General features: G+C 72.1%; 15 protein-coding genes. 8 read left to right on the forward strand and 7 right to left on the reverse strand.

Annotated features, from left to right (window positions below; all coding sequences use genetic code 11):
- Window positions 1–3 precede the first annotated feature (3 nt).
- Window positions 4–963, reverse strand: coding sequence for a hypothetical protein (locus tag ACOJV7_RS10185; protein ID WP_420190027.1), 960 nt, complete (start codon window positions 961–963; stop codon window positions 4–6).
- A gap of 16 nt (window positions 964–979) precedes the next feature.
- Entirely contained in the window at window positions 980–2416 is a 1437-nt protein-coding gene (gene guaB1 / locus ACOJV7_RS10190; RefSeq protein ID WP_420190028.1) for a GuaB1 family IMP dehydrogenase-related protein, read from the reverse strand.
- A gap of 40 nt (window positions 2417–2456) precedes the next feature.
- Between guaB1 and ACOJV7_RS10195 the strand changes: the two genes are divergently transcribed.
- Both ACOJV7_RS10195 and ACOJV7_RS10200 read left to right on the forward strand, forming a co-directional pair.
- Complete coding sequence (locus tag ACOJV7_RS10195) at window positions 2457–3710, forward strand: DUF445 domain-containing protein (RefSeq protein WP_420190029.1); 1254 nt, start codon at window positions 2457–2459, stop codon at window positions 3708–3710.
- 187 nt (window positions 3711–3897) lie between these two features.
- A complete protein-coding gene (locus ACOJV7_RS10200; RefSeq protein WP_420190030.1) occupies window positions 3898–5442 on the forward strand; it encodes an alkaline phosphatase D family protein in 1545 nt (514 codons plus the stop codon).
- A 78-nt stretch (window positions 5443–5520) separates the two neighbouring features.
- Here ACOJV7_RS10200 and ACOJV7_RS10205 read toward each other — a convergent pair whose 3' ends face one another.
- From ACOJV7_RS10205 to ACOJV7_RS10215, 3 genes are all read right to left on the reverse strand, one after another.
- Window positions 5521–6066, reverse strand: coding sequence for a hypothetical protein (locus ACOJV7_RS10205; protein WP_420190031.1), 546 nt, complete (start codon window positions 6064–6066; stop codon window positions 5521–5523).
- 119 nt (window positions 6067–6185) lie between these two features.
- Window positions 6186–6974, reverse strand: a complete 789-nt coding sequence (locus tag ACOJV7_RS10210; RefSeq protein WP_420190032.1) for a DUF1295 domain-containing protein — start codon at window positions 6972–6974, stop codon at window positions 6186–6188.
- Complete coding sequence (locus ACOJV7_RS10215) at window positions 6974–8254, reverse strand: class I SAM-dependent methyltransferase (protein ID WP_420190034.1); 1281 nt, start codon at window positions 8252–8254, stop codon at window positions 6974–6976. The genes ACOJV7_RS10210 and ACOJV7_RS10215 overlap by 1 nt, the downstream gene beginning before the upstream one ends.
- Window positions 8255–8346: 92 nt before the next feature.
- On the opposite strand from ACOJV7_RS10215, the gene ACOJV7_RS10220 reads away from it, so the two are divergent.
- The 3 genes from ACOJV7_RS10220 to ACOJV7_RS10230 are packed head-to-tail and all read left to right on the forward strand — an operon-like array spanning window position 8347 to window position 11635.
- Window positions 8347–9630, forward strand: coding sequence for an NAD(P)/FAD-dependent oxidoreductase (locus ACOJV7_RS10220; RefSeq protein ID WP_420190035.1), 1284 nt, complete (start codon window positions 8347–8349; stop codon window positions 9628–9630).
- A gap of 32 nt (window positions 9631–9662) precedes the next feature.
- A complete protein-coding gene (locus tag ACOJV7_RS10225; protein WP_420190036.1) occupies window positions 9663–10403 on the forward strand; it encodes a DUF1365 domain-containing protein in 741 nt (246 codons plus the stop codon).
- A complete protein-coding gene (locus tag ACOJV7_RS10230) occupies window positions 10400–11635 on the forward strand; it encodes a class I SAM-dependent methyltransferase (protein ID WP_420190037.1) in 1236 nt (411 codons plus the stop codon). The genes ACOJV7_RS10225 and ACOJV7_RS10230 overlap by 4 nt, the downstream gene beginning before the upstream one ends.
- A gap of 37 nt (window positions 11636–11672) precedes the next feature.
- On the opposite strand, the gene ACOJV7_RS10235 is transcribed toward ACOJV7_RS10230, so the two are convergent.
- Window positions 11673–12665 (reverse strand): NAD(P)H-binding protein, encoded by a 993-nt coding sequence (locus ACOJV7_RS10235; protein ID WP_420190038.1) that lies wholly within the window; start codon window positions 12663–12665, stop codon window positions 11673–11675.
- A 22-nt stretch (window positions 12666–12687) separates the two neighbouring features.
- Here ACOJV7_RS10235 and ACOJV7_RS10240 point away from each other — a divergent pair, with 22 nt between their 5' ends.
- The 3 genes from ACOJV7_RS10240 (at window position 12688) to ACOJV7_RS10250 (ending at window position 14750) form a co-directional block, all read left to right on the forward strand.
- Window positions 12688–13413: a CPBP family intramembrane glutamic endopeptidase gene (locus tag ACOJV7_RS10240; RefSeq protein ID WP_420190039.1), complete on the forward strand. Its 726-nt coding sequence runs from the start codon at window positions 12688–12690 to the stop codon at window positions 13411–13413.
- Between the two features lie 77 nt (window positions 13414–13490).
- Complete coding sequence (locus tag ACOJV7_RS10245) at window positions 13491–13853, forward strand: TFIIB-type zinc ribbon-containing protein (RefSeq protein ID WP_420190040.1); 363 nt, start codon at window positions 13491–13493, stop codon at window positions 13851–13853.
- Window positions 13854–13934: 81 nt separating this feature from the next.
- Window positions 13935–14750 (forward strand): hypothetical protein, encoded by an 816-nt coding sequence (locus ACOJV7_RS10250; RefSeq protein ID WP_420190041.1) that lies wholly within the window; start codon window positions 13935–13937, stop codon window positions 14748–14750.
- A gap of 9 nt (window positions 14751–14759) precedes the next feature.
- Here the strand turns inward: ACOJV7_RS10250 and ACOJV7_RS10255 are convergent, their stop codons facing one another.
- Window positions 14760–15194: a hypothetical protein gene (locus tag ACOJV7_RS10255; RefSeq protein ID WP_420190042.1), complete on the reverse strand. Its 435-nt coding sequence runs from the start codon at window positions 15192–15194 to the stop codon at window positions 14760–14762.
- Window positions 15195–15212: the final 18 nt, after the last annotated feature.

The raw sequence follows: 15212 nt of genomic DNA on the forward strand, positions 1-15212 counted from the left end.
GGCTCAACGTTGCCATGCGTAGCGCCGGACGACCTCACCCTCCCGCACCGTGATCCCGTCGTCGTCGACGCGCAGCGCCCGCAGCGGGTCCTCGCCGACCACCCGACCCGTATGCCGGCCGCCCACCTCGAGCGTCGCCCGCCCGTCTCCGAAGGGCCACCACCAGGCATGGCTGCGTGCCGCTGTGCGTGCCGTCGTGTCGGTCGTGGACGCCGGAGGCTCGGCGTCGCACGAGCCCGGCGAGGTCGTCGTCGAGGAACGGTCGAGGGTGGTGAATGTGGTGCGGTGGCAGCCCCCGTCGGCCGCGGCGCTCAGCGTGAGGGTGCCGTCGCGGCCGACGGATGCCTCGGCCGGTGGCCGCAGGGTGATCCGGCTGCTCGTCGGGTCGACGAGCACGACCGTCCCGTCCTTCGTGGGCAGCGCGCCGACCGTCGGGAGGTTGCCGTCGGCGCCGATGACGGGCGCCTCGGTGCCGGACGCCGTCGGCTGCTGGACCTGCCACGACTCCCTGCCGTTGGTGCCGACGCCGATGAGGCGGCAGGCGACCGAGGTTCCGCCGCACGCCTGCACGACGGTCGTCGCCGAGGCGGCCGCGACGAAGGTGAGTCGGTGCGCCGGCGGTCCCTGCCAGGTCCAGCGGGACCCGCCGTCGAGCCCGGCTCCGTCGAGGGTGGGCCGCGGACCGCCGTCGCGCAGCACGAGGAGCCGGCCGGCGCCGATGGCACGCGTGCCGCCGCTCACCGACCCGAGGGTGATGCGGGTGCCCGAGACGAGGTCGATCGCCACGTTGTCGTCGGCCGCGACGAGGGCCCGGCCACCGAGCACCTCGCCGTCGACGGCCTTCGCCTCCCAAACGCCGTCGAGGCCCTCCGTCGCCGGGCGCGTGAGCCAGCCGACGCCCAGGGTGAGGGTGAGGACGACGGCCGCGAGGACGGCATACGTCCAGGGTGGACGGGGCCTCACGGGCAACCTGCGCCGGTCACCAGGACTGGTGCAGCGGTCGTCCCTCGGCGAAGCCAGCGGTGCTCTGGATGCCGACGGTGGCCCGCTCGTGGAACTCGGCGAGGGTGCGGGCGCCGGCATAGGTGCACGAGCTCCGCAGCCCGGAGATGATCTCGTCGATGACGTCCTCGACGGACGGCCGGGCGGGCTCGACGAACATGCGGGCCGAGCTGATGCCCTCCTCGAACATCGCCTTGCGGGCGCGCTCGTAGGCGGAGTCCGTCGCCGTGCGGTTGCGGACGGCACGCGAGGACGCCATACCGAACGACTCCTTGAACTGGCGGCCCTTCTCGTCGGTGAAGAGGTCGCCGGGCGACTCGAGGGTGCCGGCGAACCAGGAGCCGATCATGACGTTCGAGGCTCCGGCCGCGAGGGCGAGCGCGACGTCACGAGGGTGGCGGACGCCACCGTCGGCCCAGACGTGCTTGCCGAGCTCCCTTGCGGCAGTTGCGCATTCGAGCACGGCCGAGAACTGCGGCCGGCCGACGGCGGTCATCATGCGCGTCGTGCACATCGCACCGGGGCCGACGCCGACCTTGACGATGTCGGCACCGGCCTCGATGAGGTCCCGGGTGCCGGTGGCGCTCACGACGTTGCCGGCGACGACGGGAACCTGTGGGTCGAGGTCGCGCACGGCCTTGAGGGCCTCGAGCATCTTGCGCTGGTGGCCGTGGGCGGTGTCGATGACGAGGACGTCGGCGCCGGCATCGAGGAGCTGCGACGCCTTGGCGGCGACGTCGCCGTTGATGCCGACGGCGGCGCCGATGCGCAGCGAGCCGTTCGCGTCGACGGCAGGCGAGTAGAGGTTCGCGCGCAGCGCACCTTGGCGGGTGAGGACACCGACGAGCGTGCCGTCCGCCGCGACCACCGGCGCGAGCCTGCGGCGGCTCTCGTTGAGGGTGTCGTACGCCCCCACGACGTCGACGTCGTCGGTCACGGTCACGAGGTCGCGCGACATGACGTCGTGGACCTGGACGAAGCGGTCGACGCCGGTGAGGTCCTTCTCGGTGACGAGGCCGACGGGACGGTCGCCCTCGGTGACGACCGCGGCGCCGTGGGCCCGCTTGCCGAGGAGGACCTGCGCCTCGCCGACGGTGGTGTGCGGGTCGAGCGTGATCGCCGTGTCGAAGACGAGGTGACGGCGCTTGGTCCAGCCGATGACCTCGCTGACGACCTCGACCGGGATGTCCTGCGGGATGATCGTCAGCGCGCCACGGCGGGCGGTCGTCTCGGCCATCCGTCGACCCGCGATCGCGGTCATGTTGGCGACGACGAGCGGGATCGTCGTGCCGGTGCCGTCGTCGGTGCTCAGGTCGACGTCGAGGCGGCTCGTGACGTCGGACTGGTTCGGGACCATGAAGACGTCGTCGTACGTGAGGTCGAACTGGGGCTGGAGGCCGTTGAGGAAGTGCACGGACCCAGTTTAGGAGGGCCTGTGTAGCAGGATCGTGGCCGTGAGCCTCCTCGCCCCGTCGCCCGCCGACGCCCAGCGCCGCGTGGGACTGCGCCGCATGCGGGCGCTCGCCCTCTCGCTCCTCGTCCTCGCGGCGATCGTGTATGCCGTGACGCTCGGCTCCGACTCGGGCTGGCTCGGCTACGTCAATGCCGGCGCGGAGGCGGCGATGGTCGGTGCTCTCGCGGACTGGTTCGCAGTGACGGCGCTCTTCCGCCACCCCCTCGGGCTGCCGGTGCCGCACACGGCGATCATCCCCAAGCGCAAGAACGAGATCGGGCGCAACCTCCAGGACTTCGTCACCGAGAACTTCCTCACCGAGGAGATCGCCCGCGATCGGCTGGCGGCGGCCCGGGTGGGGGAGCGGCTCGGAATCTGGCTCTCGGTCCCCGCCCACCGGCGGCGCGTCATGACCGAGGTCGTACGGGTCTCGCACGCCGGGCTCGGCCGGCTCTCCGACGACGACGTGCGCGAGGTCATGGTGGACTTCCTCCTGCCACGCCTGGCCAAGGAGCCGATCAGTCCGATCGCCGGGTCGCTGCTCGAGGGGGTCGTCGACGAGCGGACCCACCACGGCCTCGTGGACCTCGGGCTCGAGCAGCTGCACGACTGGCTCAGCGACAACCCGGGGACCTTCGCGTCGGTCATCGGCGAGCGCGCGCCCTGGTGGTCGCCGCCGTGGGTGGACGACAAGGTCATCACGTGGAGCTACCAGCAGGTCCTCACGTGGCTGCGCGACATCCTGGTCACGCCGGGCCACCCGGCGCGGGTCGCGCTCGACGAGCTGCTCACCCGCCTGGCCCGTGATCTCCAGTCCGACCCCGAGGTCATGGCGCAGGCCGAGTCGCTCAAGGAGCGTCTCCTCTCGCACCCGCAGGTGCCGGAGACGGCCGTCGGGCTGTGGCGGTCGTTCGCGACAGCGCTCGAGACGGCGATGGACGACCCCACCTCCTACTTCCACACCCGTGGCGACGAGCTCCTCGAGCACCTCGGACGGCACCTCGTGGAGGACGACGCCTGGCGCACTCGGCTCGAGGGGCACCTCGGGGAGGCCGTCTCGTTCTTCGTCAACACCTACGGCTCGGAGCTCGCCGAGGTCATCTCGGTCACCGTCGAGCAGTGGGACGGGCGCGAGGCCGCCGAGCGCATCGAGCTCCACGTCGGGCGCGACCTCCAGTTCATCCGCATCAACGGCACGATCGTCGGCGCACTCGCGGGCCTCACGATCCACGCGCTCAGCTCGGCCCTGCACTGACCGAGCACAACTCGCCAATTCCTCCCGTTCGGCACACGGGTCGATGTACTGAACGGGAGGAATTGGCGAGTTGTGAACGGGGGTGGCTGAGGCCGGTCGCGCGCGTCGTGTGGTCGTGAGGGGTGTCGCGCTCCACGGATCGTTGGTAGAAAGGCTTTCCGTTTACATCGATGTAGGGGGTTCGGCGATGGGGTCCACGCGGGTGACACGACGGGCGCTGCTCAGCGCGGCCGGGATGGCGGGAGCAGCCGGTGCGGCGGGAGCGCTCGCGGGCGAGCTCCCCGCCGCGCACGCCTCGCCGACGCTCGGGGCCGACCCCTTCCGGGTCGGTGTGGCCTCGGGTGACGTGACGTCGGAGGCCGTCGTGCTGTGGACGCGGCTCACGACCGCGCCGACCGAACCCGGGCTCGGGATGGACGGCCAGGGTGTGGTGCCGGTCCAGTGGCGGCTGGCCGAGTCGCCCGAAGGGCTGGCCAGCCCCGCGACGTCGTTGCGGGTGGGGGTCGCCGCTGCGCGACCGGAGCACTGCTGGTCGGTCCACGTCGACGTCCGCGGGCTGCGCCCGGGGCGGACCTACTGGTACGAGTTCCGGCTCCCCGGCTGGTCGAGCGGCCCCGCCCGGACACGGACCGCGCCCGCCGACAGCGCGGCCTCGACCGCGGACTTCGCCGTCGTCAGCTGCCAGAACCTCGCCAAGCCCGGGTCGGGGAGGTTCCACCTCAACGGCGTGCGCGACATCGCGGCCCGCGACGACCTCGACTTCGTCCTCCACCTCGGCGACTACATCTACGACTTCGGCCGCGCCGGCCACATCCCGGCCCGGCAGATCAGCTCGCTCGAGGACTACCGCCGCCGCTACGGGCAGTACAAGAGCGACCCGAACCTGCGGGCGATGCATGCCGCCCACCCGGTCTTCGCCGTGCCCGACGACCACGAGTTCTTCGACAACGTCTTCGGCGGCGACCCGGACATGGAGCCCGAGAAGCGGACGCAGTTCGCCATCGCCCTCCAGGCCTACTGGGAGAACATGCCCCTGCGCGGTGGCCCGCCCCGCACCGACCCGGGGACATCCATCGCCCACCTGCGCCTCCACCGGCAGATCCGATGGGGTTCGTCGCTCGAGCTCTTCCTCGTCGACGACCGGCAGTACCGCGTCCCCGCCACGACGATCCTCGGCGAGGAGCAGATGCACTGGCTCCTCGACGGGCTCGCCTCGTCAGGCACGACCTGGACCGCCGTCGGCAGCGGTGTCCCGCTCGCGTGGTTCCCGAGCTTCGCAGGGGCCGGCGACAAGTGGACCGGCTACGACACCGACCGGTCGGCGGTGACCGACGTGCTCGCCGGCCGACTCGCCCGTCGGGGAGAGCAGGCGTTCAACCCGGTCGTCGTCAGCGGCGACGTCCACCGTGGCATGGTCACGCATGTCCGTCAGCGGCAGGACACGGCGTCGGCGCTCGTCGCCACCGAGTTCGTCGGCCCCCCGATGACGAGCAACAGCGGCAACCGGTTCAGCGGGACCGCGGACACCGGCGCCTTCAGGGCCGAGTACTCCTACGGCACCGCACCGGTGAACTCCTACCGCGGCTACCTCGCCTGCTCGGTGACCCCGGAGTCGTGGACGAGCACCTTCGTCGTCGGCGACGACGTCGACACCCCCGAAGGAGTGGTGGCCCCCATCGACACCTGGATGCTCGCCGCCGGGGCAGAGCCGGGGACGGTCTCCCGGGCCTGACCCCGTCCGGACATCGCCCGCACCCAGTCGTGGGCCGCCCCGGCGACCGGGACGACCCACGACTTCTCACCACCGTGCTCAGGTGTTGTGCTGCACGTCCCCACGGTCGCGACCCGGGAGGTCGTCGCGGTCGAGGCGACCATCACCGTCACCGAAGCCTCCGCGGTCCCGGTCGGCCAGGCCGTCACCATCGCGGTCGCGGCCGGGCAGGTCGTCGCGGTCGCGCCGGCCGTCGCCGTCGCCCAACCCGTCGCGGTCGCGCCGGCCGTCGCCGTCGGTGTCGACGTCAGGGTCCAGCTCGTCGGCTCGCTGCAGCTTCTCGTCGTACTCCTCGCGCGCCTCCGCCGCCGTGCGCCCGCGCCGGTGCCCTTCGGTCTCGAGCTTCTCCGCCTCGGCGAGCTTCTGCTCGGCCTCGGCTCGGGCCTGACGCGCCTCGGCCTCGGCCTGCGCCGCGTGGGCCTCGCGCTCCCGCACGACCTGCGAGTGGTCCTGGGCCTCCTCGCGCACCTCGGCAGCCTTCTGCCTGCGCGACTCCTCCTGACGCCGCCGCATCTGCGGGACGAGAAGCAGCACGACGGCGACGAGCACGACCGCTGCGATGACCCACCACCAGATGGGGTCCATAGGGATCACTCTCCTTCGATGACGTGAGGGTTGTCCTCGTCATCGACGGTAGTGACATGGGGAGCAGATCGGGGTCGGGCCGCCGACCCAAAAACGGGCCGTGATCAGCACCGACGTCGTCAGCCCGCGGGACTCCGGCTGGGCGGGAGGGGGAAGAACATCGACGTGCGCTCCATGTACTCGGGATACCCAGGACGCTTCGCCATCTCGGACTCGAGCAGCCGCGCACCCGTGGCGAACGCGAGGAAGTAGGTCATGACGATCGGCGAGAGGACGGTGAGGACACCGGGCCACACCTCGGCTGCGACGACCCACAGGCCCCACCACACCGCCGAGTCGCCGAAGTAGTTCGGGTGGCGCGTCCACGCCCACAGCCCGCGGTCCATGATCCTGCCCTTGTTGGCGGGGTCGGCCTTGAAGCGCGCGAGCTGCAGGTCGCCGATCGCCTCGAACCCGACGCCGACGACGAAGACGACGACACCGAGTGCCGCCACCCAGCCCAGCGGCTTCGCCTCCGCGGCCGCGGCCACCTGCAGCGGCATGGAGACGACGTATGCCGCGAGGCCCTGGACGAGGAAGACGCGCCGGACGGCATACGCGAACCGCTTCTCGGGAGGGGCGGCCGAGAGGAGCTTCTCGTAGCGCGGGTCCTCACCGGCGCCGAGGGCGCGGCGACGGATGTGCCACGCGAGGCGCACGCCCCAGAGCGTGACGAGGACGGCGAGCAGCAGCGACCGTGTGCCGGAGCCGACGAGCGCGCAGACCCAGGCGATCGCGACGAAGACGAGTCCCCACGCGATGTCGACGACGCTCACCCTGCCGAGGCGACGGGCGATGAGTGCCGTGACCGCCATGACGGCTGCTGCCGTCGCGAGCGAGAGGAGGGTGACGACGAGCAAGCGGCCCATCAGCGCACCGTCTCATGGGCGAGCGCCGGACCGCCGGGTCGGCGAGCAAGGATCTGGTCGACCCCCATCCGCCCGTCACGGAAGGCCTGCCCGCCACCGACGAGGTAGAGGCGCCAGACACGGGCAACCTCCTCGCCGACGAGGTCGACGACGGCCGTCCAGTTCTTCTCGAACGTGTCGAGCCAGGCGTCGACGGTCCACACGTAGTGCTCGCGCATCGCGTGGACGTCGCGGACCTCCAGCCCGCCGGCCTCGAGAAGCTCCACGGTCTCGCCGACGGGGCGCATGTGCATGTCAGGAGCGATGAACGACTCGATGAACGGGCCCCCGCCCGGGTGGCGGCCACGCCGGGACATCTGCTGGACGAGGACGTGTCCACCGGGCTTGACGGCCTCGCGCAGCACCGAGACGTAGGTCGGGTAGGTGCCCTGCCCGACGTGCTCGCCCATCTCGATCGAGGCGACGGCGTCGTAGGGCCCGTCGGCGACGTCGCGGTAGTCCTGGAGCCGGATCGTCACGAGGTCCTCGAGCCCGCGTTCGCGGACCCGGGCGTCGATGAACCGCTTCTGCTCCGCGGCGATGGTCACACCGGTGACCCGCGCGCCGAAGTGCTCCGCGGCATACAGGGAGAGCGAGCCCCAGCCACAGCCCACGTCGAGGAAGCGCGACCCCTCGGTGAGCCCGATCTTGCGGCAGACGAGGCCGAGCTTGGCGGCCTGCGCCGACTCGAGCGACTGGCCGGTGGCCGACGGGTGGTCGCTGAACCATGCCGAGGAGTAGGCCATGTGCGGGTCGAGGAGTAGCTCGTAGAAGGCGTTGGAGAGGTCGTAGTGGTGGCTGATCGCCGACCGGTCTCGGCCCAGCGAGTGCAGCCGGCCGCGCAGCCGCGCCTGGCTGGCCGGTGGCGGCAGCGGCTTGCCGAACGCTCCGAGCTCGCGCGCCAGCGCGACGAGCCGCGGCGCCGAGCGGACGAGCACCGCGACACCCGCCCCGGTGACGCCGCGGGCCGTGAGGGCCTCGCGCGCGAGGTCGAGCGCCTCGCCGACGTCTCCCTCGATGTCGAGCTCGCCGGTGACGTAGGCCTGCGAGGCCCCGAGCTCGCCCGGCGACCACAGGAGTCGCTGGAGCGCCCGGGGTGAGCGAAGGACGACGACCGGCCCCTCCACCGGCCCCGCCCGTGAGCCGTCCCAGACCCTCAGCCCCATCGGCAACGGCCCACGCAGGACGGGGACCAGAGCGTCGGCGATGCGCAGGGCAAGATCGGGTGACGAAGTGCTCACGGTCGGCGTTCGGAGCCGCCTCCCGCGGAGATTGGTGCAGGCTGCGCTCAGGATGGACCCATCCGGTCCCACCGGCGCCACGAATGGACGGCATGACCTCGACTGACGCTGCCCCCCGCACCGCCGTCGTCGGCTCCGGAGTCTCGGGCCTCACCGCTGCGCACGTGCTCTCCCGGCAGCACGGCGTGACCCTCTTGGAGTCCGAGCAGCGGCTCGGCGGCCACGCCCACACCCACACGATCGCCTCCGGCGACGGTGAGGTCCGGGTCGACTCGGGGTTCATCGTGCACAACGACCGGACCTACCCCCACCTGCAGCGGCTCTTCGCCGAGCTCGACATCGAGGTCCGCGACACCGAGATGTCGATGTCGATCCTCGACCCCTCGACCGGCCTGCAGTACGCCGGCGGCCGCGGCATTACCGGCTTCCTTGCCCGTCCGCGCCAGCTGCTCGACCGCGACTTCGTCACGATGCTCCGCTCGGTGCGGCGCTTCCACGCCGAGGCGTCGGCGTTCCTCGCAGGCACGACCGACGAGGACCAGACGACCTACGGCGAGTTCGTCGCCGCGCGCGACTTCCCCGAGAGCTTCGTCGAGCTGTATGCCGTCCCGCTCGTCTCGTGCGTGTGGTCGAGCGGACGCGGGGACGCCATGGACTACCCGGCCCGCTACCTCTTCCAGTTCCTCGACCACCACGGCATGCTCAGCGTCACCGGCTCGCCCCAGTGGCGGACCGTCGTCGGTGGCTCGGCAACCTATGTCGAGGCGCTCGCGTCCCGCCTGCCCGACGTCCGCCGTGGCTCCGGCGTGCTCGCGGTCGAGCGCGACGACGACGGCGTCACCGTGACGACCCGCGACGGGGGCGCCGAGCGGTTCGACCACGTCGTCCTCGCGACGCACGCCGACGATGCCCTCGACCTGCTCGTCGACGCGACCCCGGCCGAGAAGGAGGTCCTCGGCGCGTTCCGCTACTCCCGCAACGAGACCGTGCTCCACCGCGACGACTCGCTGCTGCCGTCGGCGCGCTGGGCCCGCGCGTCCTGGAACTACCGCGTCGCCCGGCCCGGTCACGACACCGGCGCGACGGGTCCGGTCGTCACCTATGACATGGCTCGCCTCATGGGCCTGCCCTCCTCGGACCCGCTCTACGTCACCCTCAACGCGACCTCGCTCATCGACCCCGACACGGTCGTCGCCGTCATGGACTACAGGCACCCGATCCACGACCTCGCGGCGGTCCGCGCCCAGCGCCGCCGCGACGAGATCACCACGGAGCGGACGGCCTTCGCCGGGGCGCACTGGGGCTGGGGCTTCCACGAGGACGGCTGCCGCTCGGGCGTCGAGGCGGCGCGGGCGCTCGGGGTCGCCTGGACATGACCGAGGTCCGGCCCTCCGTCACGGACCAGGTCGTGACGCTCCCCTCCCTCCCGGCCCTCGTCGTCGGGCAGGTCCACCACACGCGGCACACGCCGATGCGCCACACGTTCACGCACCGGCACTACCAGTGGCTCGTCGACCTCGACGACCCGCCGACCCTGCCTGCCTGGCTGCGCCCGGTCGCGAGCCTGCACGCGGAGGACCACCTCGCCGGCGCGGGGTCGATGCCCGAGCTCAAGGCCAACGTCCTGCGCTGCCTCGAGCGGTCCGGCATCCCCGCCGACGGCGTGACCCGGGTCGTCGCCCTCACCCACGCCCGGGTCCTCGGCCATGTCTTCGACCCGATGACCGCCTACTGGTGCCTCGCCGACGGCGCCCTGCGCGGTGTCGTCGTCGAGGTGCACAACACCTACGGCGGACGACACGCGTATGCCGTCCGCCCCGGTCCCGGCGGCGCGGCCTCCGTGGACAAGGACTTCTACGTCTCCCCGTTCAACGACACCTCGGGCGAGTACGCGATCCGCTTCCACCTCGACGCCGACCGGGTGTCCGTCGGCATCCGGCTCCACCGCGCGGGCGAGCTCGTCCTCACGGCCGTCGTCGAGGGTGCCACCGTCCCGGCGACGCCGTCGTCGGTGCTGCGCACCGTCGCCCGCCACCCCCTCATGCCCCACCGGGTGACGGCTCTCATCCGGATGCACGGCATCCGCCTGTGGGCCCGCCGTCTGCCCGTCCAGCCCCGCCCCGCCCACGACGAGGAGAGTGTCCGATGACCTCCGAAGCCCTGCCACCGCTCGAGCTCCCCACCGCGCGAACCCTCTTCACCCGCGGCGCCGTCGCCCGCGCCCTCGTGCACCGCATCGTCGCGGGCCTGCCCGTGCACGTGCGCTACCCGGACGGATCGCACGTCGGCGGGGGAGCCCCGGACGGTCCGACCCTCGAGGTCGTGCGGCCCGACGCCTTCTACCGCCGGCTCGAGCAGCACCCCAAGATCGGGCTGGGCGAGGCCTACATGGCCGGTGACTGGCGGGCGGCCCGGGGCACCGACCTCGCGCAGGCCCTGCTGCCCTTCGCCGCCCGCATGGGTCGGCTCCTGCCCAAGCCGGTGCTGTCGATGCGCCGCATCGTCGACCGTGCCCTGCCGACCGGCACCCGCAACACCCTCCTCGGCAGCCGGGCCAACATCGAGGCCCACTACGACCTGTCGAACGACCTCTTCGCCGCGTTCCTCGACCCGACGATGTCCTACTCGTCGGCGCTCTTCGACCACAGTCGACCGCTCGCCGAGCAGGACCTCGTCGAGGCCCAGCACCGCAAGATCGACGCCATCCTCGACTCCGCCGGCGTCACGGCGGGGTCGCGCGTCCTCGAGATCGGCACCGGCTGGGGCGAGCTCAGCCTGCGCGCCGCGGCCCGCGGCGCCGACGTCCTCTCGATCACGCTGTCGCGCGAGCAGCAGGCCCTCGCCCGCGAGCGGATCGCCGCGGCCGGGCTCTCGGAGCGCGTCGAGGTGCGACTCCAGGACTACCGCGAGGTCTCCGGCGAGTTCGACGCCGTCGTGTCGGTCGAGATGATCGAGGCCGTGGGCGAGGAGTACTGGCCGACCTACTTCTCCGCCATCGACGCGCTGCTCGCCCCGCGCGGGACGGCCGTCGTCCAGGCGATCCTCATGGGCCACGACCGCTACCTCGCCACCCGCGACTCCTACGGCTGGATCCAGAAGTACATCTTCCCCGGGGGCCTCATCCCGTCCCTCGACGCGATCTCGGAGGTGACCCGACGGCATACCGGGCTTCGGGTGCGCGGGGTCCGGGCGTTCGGCGGCGACTACGCCGAGACGCTGCGTCGCTGGCGGGTGCAGTTCCTCGCGGCGTGGCCGACGATCGAGGGGGGCACCTTCGACGAGACGTTCAAGCGGATGTGGGAGTTCTACCTCGCCTACTGCGAGGCGGGCTTCGCCTCGGGCTACCTCGATGTCGCACAGGTGACGATGCGCCGCGACTGACGCGTCGAGTCCCGGCGCAATCGGCTGAGGCTGACGGTCAGCCGGCCCAGTCGGGGTCGGCGGCCGTGAGCCGGGCCGGGTCGACGGTGCCCGGCTCGGGGCGGTCCTTCGCGCCGTCGAGCGCGGCCCGGACGGCGTCGTCGAAGCCGGTCTTGCCATCCTGCGGGGGCCCGACCAGGTCGTCGATGTCGTCCTCCTGGCAGACGACCTCGTGGATGAGGCTGCCGACGAGCGGCTTGGCGATGCCCGAGGGCACCGGCGTGACGAGCCCGACCCAGTGGCTGGCGAGTCCCGGCGTGAGGACGGGGACGGTGCGGATCGCGCGCTCGCGCAGGCCGGCGACGCTGGCGAAGCGCTGGATCATCTCGCGGTAGGTGAGGACTTCGGGACCGCCCACGTCGAAGGTGCGGTTGGCGTCGCCCTCGACGGTTGCCGCGCCGACGAGGTAGTGGAGGATGTCGGCGATCGCGATCGGCTGGATCCGGTTGTTGACCCACTTGGGCGTCACCATGACCGGCAGCTTGCGGGTGAGGTGGCGCAGCATCTCGAACGACGCCGACCCCGAGCCGATGATGATCGCGGCCTGGAGGACGACCGTCGGCACGCCGGAGGCCATGAGGAGGTCACCGACCTCGACCCGCGAGGCGAGGTGGGGTGAGAGGTGCCCGCCGTCGGGGTGCAGCCCGGAGAGGTAGACGATGCGGCCGACGTCGGCGCCCTGCGCGGCGAGGCCGAAGGTGCGGGCGAGGTCGCGGTCGCGCTGCTCGAAGTCGTCCTTGCCGTCCATCGAGTGCAGCAGGTAGTAGGCGACGTCGATGCCCGCCAGCGCGCGGTCGAGGTCCTGTCGCGAGGTCGCGTCGCCCTCGACGACCTCGACGTCGTCGGCCCAGCGACGGGCGCGCAGCCGGTCGGCCGACCGGGTGAGGACCCGGACGCGCAGCCCGGCGTCGAGGAGGACGGGCACGAGACGTGACCCGATGTAGCCGGTCGCGCCCGTCACGAGGACTGAAGGCTGCTGGGAGGAAGTCATCTGTGGCATCGTCTCACTCGTCATGGCGAATCCGGTCGACGAACTGCGCAGATTCCTCACCGCTGCCCTCGTGACGCCGGTCCCGCGCGACCACACCGAGAGCGACTGGGCGTTCAAGCGGCGTCGGATCGTGGCGCTCGGCACCCTCGTCGTGGGGCTCGGCGTCAACGCGTGGGCGCTGCGGATCGAGCCGGGGAACGACCTCTTCTACCCGGCCACCCTCGCCCTCGCGGGTGTCTGGGCGCTGGGCGCACTGCTGTCGGGGCCACTGCACCTCGGCTTCGCGCACACGCGCGCGGGTGACCGGCCGAGCCGGTCGGTGGTGCAGTCGCTCGTCCTCGGCGCGATGCTGCTCGGGCTCTTCCTCCTCGGAGCCATGGCCGTCGCGCGACTGCCGGTGCTGCGCGAGCCGGTCGACCGGCTCCTCGACCACGCCCGCTTCGGGTCGCTCGCCGTCGTCGCCGTCATCACTGCCGTCAACGGCGTCGCCGAGGAGCTCTTCTTCCGAGGCTCGCTCTTCGCTGCCGTCGGCCGTCGTCATGCGGTTCTGGTGACGACCGTGGTCTATGCGCTCGTCGTCGCGGGCTCGGGCATCCCGCTCCTCGTCCTCGCCGCGGCCCTCGTCGGCGCCGTCGTGGGGCTGCAGCGACGGGTCACCGGCGGCATCCTCGGCCCGATCGTCACCCACCTCACGTGGTCGATGGGCATGCTCTTCCTCCTTCCCGTGGTCCTCGACGCGGCAGCCTGACCCTGACGGTCGGCGACACGGTCGGAGCTCCTCCTCCTGGCCGGGCACTCGCGACGGACGTCGGTCGTTGAGCGGGCATGAGCACCCTCACGTGTCCCAAGTGCGGCTCCGAGATGCGCAGCTACGAGCGCAACCAGGTCCACGTCGACCAGTGCACCGGCTGTGGCGGTCTCTTCCTCGACCGCGGTGAGCTCGAGGCGCTGGTCAACGCCGAGGCGGCCTACTATGCCGGGCCCGGCCAGCAGGGGCAGCAGACCCAGCAGGCGCCACCGCCGCCGGCAGCGGCGCCGCAGCAGCCGGCATACGGGCAGGGTCCCTACGGCCAGCCGGCCGCACAGACCTACGGCCACGCGCCGCGCTACTCGTCGTCGGGCAAGGGCTACTACGGCCAGCCCGGCCACCGCCGCAAGAAGTCCTTCCTCGACGGGCTCTTCGACTGACTGCGAGGCGCATCGCGCCACCGACTCGCAGGCCCTCGTTGACATCTGGTCAGCGGGGGTTTGTCGTGCCACCCTTCATCCATGGCAACGGGGGTGGGGGAGGCCGCGGCGGGGGCCGTGAGCGAGCGGAGGCGCCCGTGGGCGGGTTGGGGCGAGCGGCTCGTCGTGGCGCTCGGTGGGGCCGTCGTCGCGGTCGTCGCCGTCCTCCTCGTGTCGTCGTGGCAGACGGGCCTACGTGCCTCGAGCTTCGAGCAGCTGCAGGCGGACCTCGCCGACGGAACGGTCCAGCAGTGGTACGCCGCCGAGCAGCTCGAGTCCGGGCCGCTCGACCTCACCCGGGCGCCGGCGTCGGGCGTGCGTGGCGACCTCGAGGAGGGGGCTGAGGGTGCCTACCTGCCGCCGAAGGGGGAGCCACTGGGCGGCATCCTCGTGTGGCGCACCTGGGGTGGCACCGGCTGGCTGGTCGCCTCGCCGGCCGGGACCGCAGCCCTGGCCGACGACCTCCGGATGGCCGCCACCGAGGAGTCGACGGCTCTCGTCGGCCAGCTTCGCGAGGCACAGGTGCCGATGAAGCCCTTCGAGTTCTCGGACGGGTCGTGGGTCGCCGTCGTCGTGACGTTCGGCGGGCTGGGCCTCTTCGCGTTCCTCGTCATGGGGCCGTCGCCCCGGGTGGGGACGCGCTGGTTCTGGTTGTGGGTGATGCTCACCCTCCCGGCCGCCTCCGGCGTCCTCGCGTATGCCGTCCTCGAGCTCGTCGGAATCCGTCGCCGACCGGACCGGCCGCTCGACCGGCGGATCAGCGGGCTGCGCGGCTTCCTGGGCTCGATCCTCGTCTCGATGGTGCTGCTCGCCGTGGCCCACACGTTGCGGGACAACGGCGTTCCGCTGCCGCTCTGAGGGTCGGGCTCACACGTCCTCGGGGGTGGCCTCGTGGCCGGGGCGGTCGTGGGTGCGGCGTTCCTGCTTCATCTCGGCCTCGTAGACGTGGCGCCGGCCGCCCATGAGCTCGTCTCGCACCCGCCGGTCGTGCTCGCGGAACGTCGCGTAGTAGCCGTCGTCGAACTCCTCGATGACCTGGAAGGTCCACCGCCCGGCGAGGACGTTGCGACCGAGAAGGTCGGTCTCCACCTCGTCCGCGATCGCGTCGTGGCCGGCCTCACGCAGCTGCTCGACGGCCTCGCCGAGGGTGAGGTCGGCGCGGCCGAGGTTGCGGTGGAAGGCATACAGCGAGCCGCGTGCCTCCTCGATGACTTCGAACGCCTCGGACAGCTTGCCGACGGCCTCGACCGTCGCGTCGCTGGTGCCCTCCGGGCGGGAGTGAGTCTCGTCGACGGATCGCATGGGCCGATGCTAGGGGCC

It is taken from the genome of Knoellia tibetensis, from assembly GCF_048606415.1.
Taxonomy (GTDB): Bacteria; Actinomycetota; Actinomycetes; order Actinomycetales; family Dermatophilaceae; genus Knoellia; species Knoellia tibetensis.